Origin of the sequence: Rhodococcus sp. ZPP, from assembly GCF_017656075.1 — a bacterium.
In the GTDB taxonomy this organism is placed as follows: domain Bacteria; phylum Actinomycetota; class Actinomycetes; order Mycobacteriales; family Mycobacteriaceae; genus Rhodococcus_F; species Rhodococcus_F oxybenzonivorans.
Window position 1 is genome coordinate 2,753,071 of the sequence record NZ_CP058638.1, and the last position, 14,773, is coordinate 2,767,843.

General features: G+C 67.0%; 11 protein-coding genes. 4 read left to right on the forward strand and 7 right to left on the reverse strand.

Annotated features, from left to right (window positions below; genetic code table 11):
* Positions 1-134 precede the first annotated feature (134 nt).
* Both HYG77_RS13020 and HYG77_RS13025 read right to left on the reverse strand, forming a co-directional pair.
* Positions 135-2,273, reverse strand: a complete 2,139-nt coding sequence (locus tag HYG77_RS13020) for a 3-hydroxyacyl-CoA dehydrogenase NAD-binding domain-containing protein (protein WP_208962859.1) — start codon at positions 2,271-2,273, stop codon at positions 135-137.
* 28 nt (positions 2,274-2,301) lie between these two features.
* The gene (locus HYG77_RS13025; protein ID WP_159918915.1) at positions 2,302-3,516 is read right to left on the reverse strand and encodes an acetyl-CoA C-acetyltransferase; all 1,215 of its coding nucleotides are present in this window, start codon (positions 3,514-3,516) and stop codon (positions 2,302-2,304) included.
* A gap of 234 nt (positions 3,517-3,750) precedes the next feature.
* Between HYG77_RS13025 and HYG77_RS13030 the strand changes: the two genes are divergently transcribed.
* Positions 3,751-5,394 carry an amidase gene (locus HYG77_RS13030; RefSeq protein ID WP_208962860.1) on the forward strand — a complete coding sequence of 548 codons (1,644 nt, stop codon included), beginning with the start codon at positions 3,751-3,753 and terminating at the stop codon, positions 5,392-5,394.
* Positions 5,395-5,403: 9 nt separating this feature from the next.
* Here HYG77_RS13030 and HYG77_RS13035 read toward each other — a convergent pair whose 3' ends face one another.
* From HYG77_RS13035 to HYG77_RS13050, 4 genes are all read right to left on the reverse strand, one after another.
* Positions 5,404-6,078, reverse strand: coding sequence for a response regulator transcription factor (locus HYG77_RS13035; protein ID WP_109326239.1), 675 nt, complete (start codon positions 6,076-6,078; stop codon positions 5,404-5,406).
* Positions 6,075-8,033: a sensor histidine kinase gene (locus HYG77_RS13040; protein WP_208963371.1), complete on the reverse strand. Its 1,959-nt coding sequence runs from the start codon at positions 8,031-8,033 to the stop codon at positions 6,075-6,077. The genes HYG77_RS13035 and HYG77_RS13040 overlap by 4 nt, the downstream gene beginning before the upstream one ends.
* A gap of 38 nt (positions 8,034-8,071) precedes the next feature.
* Entirely contained in the window at positions 8,072-8,764 is a 693-nt protein-coding gene (locus tag HYG77_RS13045; protein WP_109326225.1) for a hypothetical protein, read from the reverse strand.
* A 65-nt stretch (positions 8,765-8,829) separates the two neighbouring features.
* Positions 8,830-11,151, reverse strand: a complete 2,322-nt coding sequence (locus HYG77_RS13050) for a DNA polymerase III subunit gamma and tau (RefSeq protein ID WP_208962861.1) — start codon at positions 11,149-11,151, stop codon at positions 8,830-8,832.
* Between the two features lie 221 nt (positions 11,152-11,372).
* On the opposite strand from HYG77_RS13050, the gene HYG77_RS13055 reads away from it, so the two are divergent.
* On the forward strand, positions 11,373-12,707 hold the full coding sequence (locus HYG77_RS13055) for an ammonium transporter (RefSeq protein WP_208962862.1): 1,335 nt from the start codon (positions 11,373-11,375) through the stop codon (positions 12,705-12,707).
* A gap of 3 nt (positions 12,708-12,710) precedes the next feature.
* Here HYG77_RS13055 and HYG77_RS13060 read toward each other — a convergent pair whose 3' ends face one another.
* The gene (locus HYG77_RS13060) at positions 12,711-13,304 is read right to left on the reverse strand and encodes an HhH-GPD-type base excision DNA repair protein (RefSeq protein WP_208962863.1); all 594 of its coding nucleotides are present in this window, start codon (positions 13,302-13,304) and stop codon (positions 12,711-12,713) included.
* A gap of 266 nt (positions 13,305-13,570) precedes the next feature.
* Here HYG77_RS13060 and HYG77_RS13065 point away from each other — a divergent pair, with 266 nt between their 5' ends.
* Entirely contained in the window at positions 13,571-13,843 is a 273-nt protein-coding gene (locus HYG77_RS13065) for a hypothetical protein (protein ID WP_208962864.1), read from the forward strand.
* Positions 13,844-13,928: 85 nt separating this feature from the next.
* On the forward strand, positions 13,929-14,765 hold the full coding sequence (locus HYG77_RS13070) for a DUF1206 domain-containing protein (RefSeq protein WP_208962865.1): 837 nt from the start codon (positions 13,929-13,931) through the stop codon (positions 14,763-14,765).
* Positions 14,766-14,773 lie beyond the last annotated feature (8 nt).

Genomic DNA, 14,773 nt, shown 5'->3' on the forward strand with positions numbered 1-14,773 from the left:
CTCCGACGGGTCTCGGTGTCGCACCTGGGGAAATAAATCTCCCTGTGGATAACCCACAGGTTGGGGATAACTCAGCCCCGTGAGTGGTTAACGAGTCCAGAGACTCCTTAACCACTCACGGGCGGCGGAGCCGCCTACTTCAGCGACGCCGGCGGGGTGAAGCGCTCACCGTACTTGGCGGCGAGTTCTTCAGCGCGCTTGACGAAGCCGGCCTGGCCGCCTGCGTAGCCCTGGATGTACTGCGACACACCGCCGGTCCAGGCGGGGAAGCCGATACCCATGATGGAGCCGATGTTGGCGTCGGCGGTGGTCATGAGAACACCCTCGTCGAAGCACTTCTGGGTTTCGATGGCCTCGATGAACAGCATGCGTTCGATGAGGTCCTGGAACGGGACGTCGAGTTCCTTGGAACCGAAGTTCTCCCGCAGGCCGGGCCACAGGCCGGTGCGCTTGCCGTCGGCGTAGTCGTAGAAGCCGGCGCCGCCGAGTTTGCCCTTGCGGTCGAATTTGTCGACCATGGTGTTGATGACGTCGCCTGCCGGATCGGCGGGCAGTTCCTTGCCTTCGGCTTTCGCAGCTTCCGCGGTTTCCTTGCGGATCTTCTGCATCAGCGTGAGGTTCAGCTCGTCCGACAGCTGAAGCGGCGCGGCGGGGTAGCCGGCCTGCAGACCTGCCTGCTCGATGGTGGCCGGTTCGATGCCCTCGGCGAGCATGGCGATGGCCTCGTTGATGAACGTGCCGATGACGCGTGAGGTGAAGAAGCCGCGCGAGTCGTTGACGACGATCGGTGTCTTGCGGATGGCCTGCACGTAGTCGAAGACGCGGGCGAGGGCCTCGTCGGACGTCTTCTCGCCGCGGATGATCTCCACGAGCGGCATCTTGTCGACGGGTGAGAAGAAGTGGATGCCGATGAAGTCTTCCTGCCGCTTCACACCCGTGGCCAGGCCGGTAATCGGCAGGGTCGAAGTGTTGGAACCGAGCAGCGCATTCGGGTCGACGATGTCTTCGATTTCCTGGAACACCTTGTGCTTCAGGTCTTGCGATTCGAACACCGCCTCGACGACGAAGTCGACACCGGCGAAGTCGGCCGGGTCGGCGGTCGGCTTGATCCGGTCGAGCAGCGCCTTCGACTTCTCCTCGGTGGTCTTGCCACGCGACAGCGCCTTGGCCTCGATGCCCTCGGAGTACGCCTTGCCCTTGTTCGCGGCCTCGATGCTGACGTCCTTGAGGACGACGTCGAAGCCGGCCTTCGCGGACACGTAGGCGATACCCGCGCCCATCATTCCGGCGCCGAGCACACCGACCTTGGTGATCGGGGTCTTCTCGATGCCTTCGGGGCGGGAGGCCCCGGAGTTGATGGCCTGCAGGTCGAAGAAGAAGGCCTGGATCATGTTCTTCGCGACCTGGCCGGTGACCAGCGACGTGAAATACCGCGCCTCGATGAGCAGCGCGTTGTCGATGTCGACCTGCGAGCCCTCGACGGCGGCTGCCATGATCGCGCGCGGCGCAGGCATGGGGGCGCCCTTGAGCTGCTTGCGCAGGTTCGCTGGGAAGGCGGGCAGGTTGGCGGCGAATGCGGGGGTGGACGGGGTTCCGCCCGGAATCCGGTAGCCCTTCTTGTCCCACGGCTGCACGCCGCCCTCAGGGTTGGCCTTGATCCACGCCTTCGCAGCGGGTACCAGTTCCTCGACGGAGGACACGACCTCGTCGATCAGTCCGACCTCCTTGGCCTGGACCGGTCCTCGCTGCTGACCCTGCAGCAGTACCTGCATGAGCGCGTTCTGCAGACCGAGCATCCGTACCGTGCGCACGACTCCGCCACCGCCGGGCAGCAGGCCGAGGGTCACCTCGGGGAGGCCGATCTTGACGCCCTTCACGTCCGCGGCGATGCGGTGGTGGGTGGCGAGGGCGATTTCGAGTCCGCCGCCGAGTGCGGCACCGTTGATTGCGGTGACGACGGGCTTGCCGAGGGTTTCGAGGCGACGCAGATCCGACTTGATCGCGACGCTGTGGTCGTAGATTTCCTGGGCGTTCTCGGGCCCGAGCTTGATCATGTTCTTCAGGTCGCCGCCGGCGAAGAAGGTCTTCTTGCCGGACGTGATGACGACGCCCGTGATGGAGTCCTTCTCCTCGACGAGGCGGTCGACGGTCGCCTTCATCGAGGAGATGTAGGCGTCGTTCATGGTGTTCGCGCCCTGGTTGGGATCGTCGATGGTGAGCACGACGATGCCGTCGGCGTCCTGCTCCCAGTTGATGATGTTCTGCTCGCTCACTGCTTCAAGTCTCCTGTTGATCCGGGCGTCAGACGCGCTCAATGATGGTGGCGACACCCATACCGCCGCCGATGCACAAGGTGATGAGGGCATACCGGGCGTTCCGCCGCTCGAGTTCGTCGAGCATGGTGCCGGTGATCATGGCCCCCGTAGCGCCCAGCGGGTGACCCATCGCGATGGCACCACCATTGACGTTGAGCTTCTCGTCGGGAATCTTCAGGTCCTTCTGGAACTTCAGCACCACCGATGCGAACGCCTCGTTGATCTCGAACAGGTCGATGTCGTCGACGGTCAGTCCGGCTGCGGCGAGAACCTTCTTCGACGCCGGGGTCGGACCGGTGAGCATGATCGTGGAGTCGGCGCCGGAGGTGGCGGTGGCGACGACGCGGGCACGCGGCCGCAGACCCATGTCCTTGCCGGCCTGCTCCGATCCGACGAGCACCAGTGCGGCGCCGTCGACGATGCCGGAGCTGTTACCGCCGTGGTGGACGTGGTTGATCTTCTCGACCCAGTGGTACTTCTGCAGCGACACCGCGTCGAAGCCGCCCATCTCACCGACACCGGCGAACGACGGGTTGAGGCCTGCGAGATTTTCCACGGTGGTGCCGGGACGCATGTGCTCGTCGTGGTCGAGGACGGTGATGCCGTTGATGTCCTTCACCGGGACGACGGACTTGGTGAAGTACCCGCCCGCCCACGCCTTCGCGGCGAGATCCTGCGAGCGGACGGCGTACGCGTCGACGTCTTCGCGGGAGAAGCCCTCGATGGTGGCGATCAGGTCGGCGCCCACACCCTGCGGCACGAAGTAGTTGTCGTAGTTGGTGGCCGGGTCGAGTGCCCACGGTCCGCCGTCGGAGCCCATCGGCACGCGGGACATCGATTCGACGCCACCGGCGATCACCAGTTCGTCCCAGCCCGACCGCACCTTCTGGGCGGCGGTGTTGACGGCCTCGAGGCCCGACGCGCAGAACCGGTTGAGCTGGACACCACCGACGGTGTCGGGCAGCCCGGCGTCGTTGACGGCGATGCGTGCAATATCCATACCCTGGTCGCCCACCGGGGTGACGACACCGAGGATCAGATCCGAGATGCGGTCCTCGTCGAGGTCGGGGAAGCGGACGCGGAGCTCGTCGATCAGGCCGGTGACCAGCGAGATCGGCTTGACCGAATGGAGCGAACCGGTCTTCTTTCCGCGGCCACGCGGGGTGCGGATGGCTTCATAAATGAATGCCTCTGTGGTCACTTCGGGTGTTCCTTCCTTATCTGCGTCGACGCCGACAGTGCACACGGCGCTCTGCGCGGGGCATACCCCGTCAACTTCACCTTAGAACCTGTTGCAAAACCGGAGGAAGGACCGAAGCGATCCAGGATCGTGACCCAGGCGATCACGGTTCCCCTTCTCTCATCGCGCCGAGGCAGCATTTTCGTGCTCTAATGACGCGCGCCCGCACTCCCGCGACAAGAGAAGAGTCCCCTCGTGCCGACCCCGCTGTCCCGGCGACGTCTCCTCGGGGCCGCGGCGGTGGGTGCCGTGACCGCAGCCGGATTCGGTGGCCGAACCGCCTCGGCCCGTCGGCGTCTTCCGCCGCCGACGTCCGTCACGGAGACCGACCCCGCTCTGCTGAGTGCGATCGAGGCGGCGACTCTTCTGCAGTCGCGTGCCCTGCACCCACGGGATCTGCTCGACGCGTGCCTCGCTCGCAGCGCGGAATACGACGGCGCGGTCGAGGCGTGGATCCGGATCTACTCGGAGCAGGCATACGCCGCGGCTGACCTGGCAGCGCAGCGACTGACTACCGGATCGGCACCACTCGTCTGCGGATTGCCGATCGGCCTGAAAGATGTCTTCGCCGTGGCCGGGTTACCCCTGACGGCGTCGAGCGGCGCCCTTGCCGGCAACATCGCCGCGGGCGATTCGGGCGTGTGGCGGCGGCTCCGCGATGCGGGAATGGTCCTCATGGGACACCTGCACACGCATGAGTTCGCTATCGGGACCGCCACACCCCAGGTCGGCAATCCCTGGGGAACCGAGTACTCGCCGGGCGGTTCGTCGGGCGGCAGTGCCGCCGCACTCGCCGCCCGGTTCACTCCGTGCGCTGTCGGGACGGACACCGGCGGATCATTGCGCATCCCCGCGAGCGCGTGCGGAATTACCGCCATCAAGCCGACGTTCGGCCGGTGCAGCACCAGCGGTGTGATCCCGCTGACGTGGACTCGTGATCACACCGGACCCATGGGGCGCAGTGTCGCCGACGCGTCCCTGCTGCTCAGTTACATGGCGGGCGTCGACGTCGACGACCCCAGCACGTCGGTGGGACCCGACGTACCGGCGAACGGGTACCCGCTCTCCGCCGTGGGCGGCCCACAGCCGTTGTCCGGCATACGCTTCGGCCTCCCGAGCACGGCAACCGAGGAGCTGCCCGAATCTGTGGGGGTGTTGTTCTCGGCATTTCTCGACCTGATCCGTCGTCTCGGCGGGGTGATCGTCGACGTCCGGATGCCGACGGTTCCCACCGGACTTCTCACCGGTGACCTGGCCGAATTCGGTGTGTATCACCAGCAGTTCGTCGATCGGCTCCCGTCGTACAGGCCGGAATCGGCTGTTGCCGCGACTGCGGCTGTCGCGAGTCTCGGCGTGCCGGTGGCAGACTACTTTTCGCTCGAACGCGAACGACGGCGTTACCAGCACGAGTACAACCGCATGTTCGCCGAGCACGCCTTGGACGTGGTTCTGCGACCCGGGGCCCTGACGGACGGAATCCGCCGCGACACACTGGCTGATACGAGCGTGTTCGCCGGCGCCAGGGAAAACTACTTCTGGGCCAATTACACCGGGGCACCCGTGATCTGCGTTCCCGCCGGCCGGTCCCCCGCCACCGGCATCCCTTTCGGCGTGCAACTCGGTGGTCTCCCGTGGGCCGAGGAGGCGCTGATCTCGACGGCACTCGAACTGCAGGAAGCGGATCCGGTGTGGCGCGACACCCCGTCACTCGTCTCGTCTCCCCGCCGGATTCCCGACGTCCGCACCACCCGCCCCGGGCCGGGCCCGAGTCCCACGAACACCGACGACTCCGGCCCCGGGTTCAGATTCGTGCCGACGACATCCACCGCGGCCGTCTAGCTGCCGCACTCACGGATCGAGTCCGAGCCCGGCGTCCCGCGCGCGCACGATGGCGGCGGAACGGTCGGGCACACCGAGCTTGGCCAGCACGTTGGACACATGGTTGCGCACGGTCTTCGGACTCAGCACCAGTCGCCGGGAGATGCTCGCGTTGTCGTGCCCGCGAGCCACGAGGTCCAAAACCTCACGTTCCCGGTCGGTCAACTCGGGAAACACCGTCGAGCGCACCCGGTGTGAGGCCGCCATGAAGGTCATCGCCCGGGCGGCGACCGCGGCGCCCAGGATCATTTCGCCATTTGCGACGGCTCGCACAGCACGTTCCACTTCGGCGGGGTCGGCGCCCTTGACGAGATAACCCCTCGCCCCGGCACGCACCGAAGCGACGAGCGACTCGTCGTCCTCGTGCATCGTGACCACGAGCACCCGCAACGCCGGATATGTCTGGACCAACCGGCGGGTGGCGTCCACGCCCGACCCGTCACCGAGTTCGAGGTCCATGAGCACCACATCGACTTCGGCGTCGACGACGTCGAGCGCTTCGGCGACGGAGCTGGCCTGAGCAGCCACCTCCATGCCGTCGAGTGTCGAGAGCAGTGCCACCATTCCGAGCCGGAACACCGGGTGATCGTCGACGACGACGACCCGGATGGGCGAGGGTGAAGTACTGGCAATACTCGCGCTCATAGTGGTGACAACGGTAGCCGGGCGGTGACCACTGTGCCTGTCGGACTCCCCGATTCGATGTCGAGGGTGCCGCCGAGTTCGCGGGCGCGCTCACGCATCGACCGGGTCCCCACCCCGACACCTCCCGTGGGATCGAACCCACAGCCGTCGTCCCGGATCATCACTTCGAGGACATCGCCGACTCCTGGATCCTGACCGAGTGTGGCGTCGACACGGCAACCGTCGGCGCCACTGTGCCGTCGTGCGTTGGTCACGGCCTCGACGATGATTCCGTACGCAGCGGCGCTGATCTGCGTACCGAGGCCTGCTGGCGGGTCTGCTCGAATGTGCAGCGTGAAACCACTACGGGAGTGTGTTTCCGCCAATTCTTGCAGGGCGGGGAGAAGGCCGAGTTCGTCGAGCACCGGCGGAAACATGCTGCGGGACAGCTGCCGGACACCCTCGACCTGGTGGTCGAGTTCCGCCTGCAGCGAATCGATGAGCGCCGCTGCCGAATCGGGATCGCTGGTGAGCAGGTTCCGGGCCCCTTGCAGGCCGAGTCGGATGCCCGCCAGCGACGGTCCCAGGCCGTCGTGCAGTTCACGGCGGATCATCTGGCGCTCCTCGAGGCGAACCGACGCCAGCTGCCGCCGGGCCTCCCGCAGGTCGTCGGCCGACTGCATGACCACGAGGCCCGCCGTGACCACGGCAGACAGCTCGGTGAGCGATCTGCGCGTCCGCGAGCCGAGCGTCTCCCCGGGAGGTGCGGTGACGATCATCGTGCCGAACACCGCTCCACGATGTACCAACTTCACCGACTCTGCGGGTCCCGTCGCGTGACCCCACACCGCGGCAACGCCGCTGCCACGGCGAATAGATACCGATTCGAGGCGCAACGCGACACCCACACCGGCGGCGAGTTCCGCGAGTAGTTCCTCTGGTGACTCGGCACTGCCGAATCGCCGCCCCAGTGTGCGGACTGCTCGGGCCGGATCTGCGCCCTCGCCGTAGACCAGGTGGTGCACTCGCCGCTGGAGCCACAACCGCGCGGGTTGTACAGCGACGGCGACGACTCCCGCCGCCACCACCTGCGCACCCACCGATTCACCCGCGGGGAGCAGCGCCGACACGAGCGTCGCCACCACGACGTACAACACCAGCAGCAGGACGGTGAGCGTCCCGGCCACCGTCGCACGGCTGACCGCCAGGTTCAGTCCCCACATGCGCTGCCGCAGAACGCACACCAGGATCGCGACCGGGTAGAACGCCTGCACGGCGAGGTGCACCAGTGGATTGAGCACCCACAGCCCGGGAAGCGACGCCGGCAGCGCGAGAGGAATGTACGCGGCCGTCATCAGACCGGTGCCCAGACACATCCATCCCAGACCTACCCGCTCGGTCTGCGGACCGTGCCGCCACCGCCAACCACAATCCGCCGACGCAAGCACCCCGACGACGAGGACGGGAAGAAGCACCCAGATCGGTGGAATGTCGGTGAAGGTCCGCGACCAGAAGTACCACGCGGTCGCGCCGATACCCGCCGCGACTCCTGCCTTCGCGATCGGCCCCAGCGGATGGTCGCGGATCAGCCACGGGACGATGAGGAAGAGGCTGAGCGTGCCCGGAATCCACGCCGTGTTCTGCAGCGGTTCCAGCACACCGACTCCCGGGAGGCCGGGACGGACCAGCGCGAGCTGCGAGTAGCTGTAGCTCAGCGCGGCGACGCCCACTCCGATCGCGGTGAGGCCGAGGAGGATCGGTACCGGGTGCACACGCCGAGCGAGGACGACCCCGCCCACGGTCCCGTACACCGCAGCGCCGACGACATCTACCAGGAAGAACAGCTGGTTGGAATCGATGCCCGGGTCTGCGCCGACGAACGCCACAACGGACAGGACCACCAGCACCCACGACGACACCGCCATGACTGCGGCGGGTACCGGCGCACCGCCGGTACCCGCCGACCCCTCGATCATTCGACATGCCCTCGTCTCGCTCATCGTGCGAACGAGTATCACTCACGCAGGGAGGGTGCGAACGCGAATCCCACCGCACTGACCAACACCCACAGCGGTCCGGTGAACCCGGCCATGTACTGCAGGGGTGACACGCCGATGAGGGCAGTCACCAGACCGAGGACCAGACTGACCCAGCCGATCCACCGGGGCCCCGCGTGTGCGCGTAGCAGCGCGGCAGCAACCGCCAGCGCGCTGACGCCCGCGCCCGCCCACAACCACGGGATCGTCCCCATCCAGTGGGCTCCGATCACCGCGAACTCCGGCACCAGCTGATCCGTCTCACCGAGGCCGAACACCAGCTCCGTCGTCAGGCCGGTCCCCAGCAGGCACGCCGCCGACGTCAGGACCAGACCGAACGCCGCAACCGACGGAAGGATGCTGTCCGCGGGTAGCGCCGCCCGTAGCCGTTGAGCCAACCCGGCTGCGAAGACGAGCAGGAGCAGCGCCGTGGTCATGATCGACACGTGCATCACGAGGATGCTGGTTCGCTGTCCGGCGAGATGGTTCATAATCGCTACCGCGTCACCTGCCGACGACTCCGCATAGACCGCGTCGATCGACATGCTCGCCTGGATGCCGAGAATCCCGGCCGCCCCGGCCAGAATCCCGACATATGCCCACCACCGGCCACGTCGTGCAGCCGCCGGGACCTCGTTCTGCACGCCCTCAGGAACATTCACTGTGCTCATGGAACGAGAATCGGTTACCCGGCGTCCCGGGCACCAGGGGCCTGTGTCCCGAACCAGCGGGACGATCAGCCCTCGAGTTTCCTCGCCCCGAGCATGTCCTTGAGCAATTCGAACGCAACGACCTCCGGGTCACGACGTGTGGACGGATCAGCGGGTTCCGCCGCCTCGGCGAACATCTCCTCTTCGTCTTCCGGGGTGGTGACAGGAGGGGTCGCGGATTCGTAGTCGATCGGGGGTGCAGGATCGTCGGGATAGTCGGGTGCCTCCGGCGGCGGAATGTCGTCGTCCGGCTCGGACGACGAACGAGGCTGCGGCCGAGCGGTTTCTGCGCCTGCAACCCGCGGCTCCGACGACGGTGGAGTTGCACGCTGTGCGGTCTTGTCCTGGCTGGGCCGCGAGAATCGCGGTGTGCCGGCCGGTCGGGTAGGTGCCGAGGCGACCTTCGTGACCGGCGGCGGCGGGGGTGCCGGAGCGCCCGCCTGATACTCCACTTCCCAGTCGCCGCCGAACATCTCGGCGAGCACCTCCGCGATGACCTGCGCGTTGTGCGGTGAGGCGATGCGTGCGCCCAGATTGGGAACGGGATGCGCGAGGATCAAGCGATTGCCCTGCACGTCGTGCACCGTCGCCGCCGACAGCATCGCCGGAAGAATCTTGTTCCGCTGGCTCACCTTCTCGCGCAGGCTGTTCCATGCCTCTCGCAGTGCAGCGGCGTCGGGGCCGCCGGGCGCGTCCGCTTGCGCCGCGACCTCGGGAGCCGGGGTCGCATCAGGTTCGGTTACCGGTTGCGGCGTCGGTTCCGGCTCGGGGACGGGAGCAGGCTCGGGCGCCGGAACCGGGGCGGGCTCCGGCGTCGGCTCCGGCACGGGGGCAGGCTCCGGCGTCGGCTCCGGCACGGGGGCAGGCTCGGGCGCCGGAACCGGGGCGGGCTCCGGCGTCGGCTCCGGCACGGGAGCAGGCTCGGGGGCCGGAACCGGGGCGGGCTCCGGCGTCGGCTCCGGAACGGGGGCAGGCTCGGGTGTCGGCTCGGGCTTCGGAACGGGGTGTGGCGCCGGTTCGGGTTCGGGAGGCGCAGGCACTGTCTCGGCCGCCCTCATCGAGGGCCGCTGAAACTTGAGTTCGGGCTGCGGGGACGAATTGGCCTGCGCCGCAGGATCTGCCGTCGAACCGTTCTGCGCCGCGGGCGCCGGGTTCGGACGTCCGGCTACCGCAGGCGCCGGTGCCGAACCGGCCGGGGGAAGTCCCCGCTCGACTCGCTCGAGTCGCTGCAATACCGCGGACTCCGCGTCGGACGCCGACGGCAGAAGCATGCGGGCGCACATCACTTCGAGCAACAGACGTGGGGCAGTGGCGCCGCGCATCTCGCCGAGCCCGGCGTGGATCACCTCCGCGTATCGGGTGAGCGTTGCCGGTCCGATCCGCTTCACCTGTGCGCGCATGTGCTCGAGCACATCGCCGGGTGCGTCGACCAGGCCGCGCTCGGCGGCGTCCGGCACCGCTTGCATGAGGATCAGGTCGCGTAGACGCTCGAGAAGGTCGACGGCGAACCGCCGCGGATCGTGGCCGGCGTCGATGACACGGTCCACGGTTCCGAACAGCGCAGCGCCGTCTCCAGTGGCCAGTGCGTCGACTGCGTCGTCGATGAGTGCCACATCGGTGACACCGAGGAGCGCAAGCGCACGCGGGTAGGTCACCCCGTCGTCGCCCGCACCGGCCAGCAACTGGTCGAGGATGCTCAGCGAGTCTCGCGGGGAACCGCCGCCCGCACGGATGACCAGCGGATATACGGGATCCGCCACCGGAACGTTCTCCTGCAGGCAGATTTTCTCGAGCAGTCCACGCATAGTCGACGGCGCCAGCAGCCGGAACGGGTAATGGTGGGTACGCGAACGAATGGTCGGCAGCACCTTGTCCGGCTCGGTGGTGGCGAAGATGAAGATGAGGTGCTCCGGCGGTTCCTCGACGATCTTGAGGAGGGCATTGAATCCGGCCGTCGTGACCATGTGGGCCTCGTCCACGATGAACACCCGGTACCGCGACTCCGCGGGTGCATAGAACGCGCGGTCGCGCAGCTCACGCGTGTCGTCGACACCACCGTGGCTGGCGGCGTCGAGTTCGGTGACATCGAGGTTGCCGGAACCGCCCGGTCCCAGAGCCACACAGGAGGGGCACTGACCACACGGGGTGGACGTCGGGCCTTCGACGCAGTTGAGCGAGCGCGCGAGGATGCGGGCAGAGGACGTCTTGCCGCAGCCACGAGGGCCGGAGAACAGATAGGCGTGGTTGATCCGTCCGGCATCGAGTGCGGTGCTCAGTGGTTCGGTGACGTGCTCCTGCCCCACCACCTCGGCGAAGGATGCGGGTCGGTACTTCCGGTACAGGGCCACGCGGAAAGACTACCGGCGGACCCCGACAGGTCAGGTACGGGTGGTCGGGTCCACAGCCACACCCGATCCGTCGTCGCCACACCCGTCACTTCACACCCGGCACTCGTCGAATGAGTGAATTGCGTAACACGTTCGCAACGCGTCGGCAGCACACCCGAAACGGGTCACGGTCATCGTGACTTTCCGCGCACGGTTCCGTCCGAGCGTGTGAGGAGAATGTCGTGCCTGCAATCGACGCCGGAGCAACCGCCTGGCTGCTGATCAGTACCGCGCTGGTCCTGTTGATGACCCCGGGTCTCGCCCTGTTCTACGGCGGGATGGTGAGATCCACCGGTGTCCTGAACATGATCATGATGAGTTTCGTGTCGATCGCCCTGGTCACCGTGGCATGGCTGGTGGCGGGATACTCCCTGATCTTCGGTGACGACATCGGCGGCGGCCTGATCGGCGGCTTCGAGCATCTGGGGATGGTGGGCATCGACCCCACCACGGTTCACGGGCAGGTTCCCGAGATCCTCTTCGCGACGTTCCAGCTGACGTTCGCGATCATCACCGCCGCGCTGATCAGCGGAGCGATCGCCGACCGCGCCAAGTTCTCGGCATGGATGGTTTTCGTCCCGATCTGGGCCCTTCTCGTGTACGCGCCCGTCGCCCACTGGGTGTGGAACCCGGACGGCTGGATCGCGCAGTTCGGCGCCCTCGACTACGCGGGCGGGCTGGTCGTCGAGATCGTCTCCGGTGCGTCCGGCCTCGCGTTGGCCCTGGTTCTGGGCCCGCGCCTCGGCTTCCGTTCGGAATCGATGCGCCCGCACAACCTGCCCCTGGTGCTGCTGGGTGTCGGGCTGCTGTGGTTCGGCTGGTTCGGTTTCAACGCAGGCTCCGCCCTCGCCGCCGACGGCACCGCGGCCGCAATCTTCCTCAACACCCTCGTCGCCGGCTGCACCGGCCTGCTCGGCTGGCTCCTCGTGGAACAGAAGCGAGACGGACACCCCACCACATTCGGCGCCGCGTCCGGTGTCGTCGCCGGCCTGGTCGCGATCACGCCCTCGTGCGGAACGGTGAGCATGCTCGGCGCGTCCGTCGTCGGGGCGGTCGCCGGTGTGGTCTGTTCGTTCGCCGTCGGATGGAAGTTCCGCCTCGGCTACGACGACTCCCTCGACGTGGTGGGCGTCCACTTGGTCGGCGGCATCGTCGGCACGATCCTGATCGGCCTACTCGCCACCGAAGTGATGACGGGCGGTGCGGAGGGCCTCTTGTACGGCGGCGGTTTCGCGCAACTCGGCAAGCAGGTAGTAGCCGTGGTCGTCGTCGCCCTCTACGCCTTCGGTGTCACCTACGCGCTCGGCAAGCTCATCGACCGCGCCTTCGGGTTCCGGGTGAGTGCGGAGGACGAATCCTCGGGAATCGACCTGGCCCTGCACGCCGAATCGGCGTACGAGCACGGCGTCCTCGGCCACGGACCTGGAGGCGGCGGTCAGGGCAACAGCGTGTTCCCGTGGATGCACGAGAGCGAACGCCGTCGGCACCTGGACGAGGAACGGAAGGACTCCGAGTAGCGGCTACTTCTTCTTCGCGGCGGCTTCCTTCTTCGCCTCGGCCTTGGCGGCCTTCTTGAACTCGCGGACCTCGTGCAGGCTCTTCTCGTCGACGACGTCTGCGATCGACCGGCGGGAACCGTCCGTACCGTAGTCGCCGGCGGCTTCCCGCCAGCCGTGGGGTTCCACCCCGATCTGCTTGCCGAGCAGTGCCAGGAAGATCCGGGCCTTCTGGTCGCCGTAGCCGGGCAGCGCCTTCAACCGTTTCAGAACCTCTTTGCCGTCGGGATCGCCGTCGGTCCACAGCGCTTCGACGCTGCCGTCGTAGTTCTCGACGAGAAACGCGCACAGCGACTGGATGCGCGTGGCCATGGAACCGGGGAACCGATGCACCGCGGGAGTCTGTGCACAGACGGCGGCGAATTCCTCCGGATCCATCTCCGCGATGCGATGCACCTCGAGCCCGCCGAGACGATCCGCAAGCTTCTTCGGGCCCGCGAACGCCGTCTCCATCGGAACCTGCTGATCGAGCAGCATTCCGATCAGCAGGGCAAGGGGGTCACTCGCCAGAAGAGCGTCCGCCTCCGGATCACCGACGAGATTCAACGTGCGTGCCATGGGGTCGATCCTGCCACCACGCCCATCCGGCCGGGAGTCAACAGGTTCATTGCATGAGTTGTCCACAGAGTTGTCCACAGCACTGCATTACTCGCGCGTAGGGTTTTATACCGGTCCCGTCACAGCGCCCGTCCGGCCCTGCCTTCTACGACGGGTCGTGGTCACGGAGGAGGGGATGTGTATACGAAAGCAGTCCTTATCGTTCGTCGGTCATGCGGGAATGTGCATATGATCCGAGGTATCCGCCGAGCGAGAGGGTGAGAGCAATGCCCGACAACACGAGCGAGAAGAAACCGGCGCCCGCAAACGTCGCTGTGGGTGTGCGGGTGCTGGTACGCCGGCAGTCCGAGGAGGCACAGACCGGTCACGTCATCGAGGACTACGCCGCGTTGACCGACGCCGAACGTGGGCACGAATGGGCTCCCGCGCATCGATGGGCCATCGCCCTCGACGACGGACGCCTGGTTTTCGCCGACACCGACGACCTCACCATCGATCCCGGCGCACCTCAATCCGGGACGCAGCCTCCGCGCCGCTGACCACACCGCGTGTCGGCGCGGCCGTTGCCGGGTACCTCTAGGTTCCAGGGACTTCGGTCCATTCGCGCGACCCGAAGGACACCCGATGGCCCCGAACGAAGCCAACCGAGCCGGCGGATTCAGTGGAGCGGTCGATCGTGCGACAGACAGCACCACCTTCGAACGGGTTGCCCGTGCCGGACACGTGATGAGCGGATTCGTTCATCTCCTGGTTGCATACATCATCATTCAGCTGGCGTTCGGCAACGGTGGCGACGCCGACCAGTCCGGGGCACTGGGCACGCTGGCTTCCAAACCGGGTGGCCGGTTCGTCCTGTGGGTAGCCGCGGTGGCGTTCGTCGCAATGGCGCTCTGGCGGCTGGCCGAGACCGTGCTCGGACCGCATGTCACCGAGGGATCGCAGGGCGATCCGGAAGGTCCGTCGCTGATGGACCGCGCGAAGGCGTTCGGCCTGGCCTTGGTCTACTTCGCTTTCGCCTTCTCTGCGGTTCAGTTCGCCCGCGGCGCCGGGAAGTCGAGCGGTCAGCAAAATGCGGGACTGAGCGCTCGGCTCATGGAGTCCGGGGCAGGCAAGGCCCTTCTCATCGTGGTGGCTCTTGTGGCCATCGCGATCGGCGGGTATCACATCTACAAGGGGGCGTCGAAGAATTTCTGCGACGATCTGAAAGGTCAGCCCTCGAAGCTCGTGGAGCCGCTCGGCGTCATCGGATACGTCGCGAAGGGGCTGGTGATCGCCGGTGCGGGCGTCCTCGTGATCGTGGCCGTGCTGAGGTCCGACCCTTCCAAGGCCACCGGCCTCGACGGCGCAGTCAAAACACTCGGCTCGGCGCCGTACGGTCAGGTGCTTCTGGTCCTCGCCGCACTAGGCATCGCCGCCTACGGCGTGTACAGCTTCGTGATGGCGCGCAACGCCCGGATGTAGCCGAGCGC

Excerpts from the sequence above, each read along its gene's own strand:
- HYG77_RS13035 (WP_109326239.1), bottom strand. The coding sequence starts at position 6,078 with ATGAGCGCGAGTATTGCCAGTACTTCACCCTCGCCCATCCGGGTCGTC.
- HYG77_RS13040 (WP_208963371.1), bottom strand. The coding sequence starts at position 8,033 with ATGATCGAGGGGTCGGCGGGTACCGGCGGTGCGCCGGTACCCGCCGCA.
- HYG77_RS13045 (WP_109326225.1), bottom strand. The coding sequence starts at position 8,764 with ATGAGCACAGTGAATGTTCCTGAGGGCGTGCAGAACGAGGTCCCGGCG.
- HYG77_RS13060 (WP_208962863.1), bottom strand. The coding sequence starts at position 13,304 with ATGGCACGCACGTTGAATCTCGTCGGTGATCCGGAGGCGGACGCTCTT.
- HYG77_RS13065 (WP_208962864.1), top strand. The coding sequence starts at position 13,571 with ATGCCCGACAACACGAGCGAGAAGAAACCGGCGCCCGCAAACGTCGCT.
- HYG77_RS13070 (WP_208962865.1), top strand. The coding sequence starts at position 13,929 with ATGGCCCCGAACGAAGCCAACCGAGCCGGCGGATTCAGTGGAGCGGTC.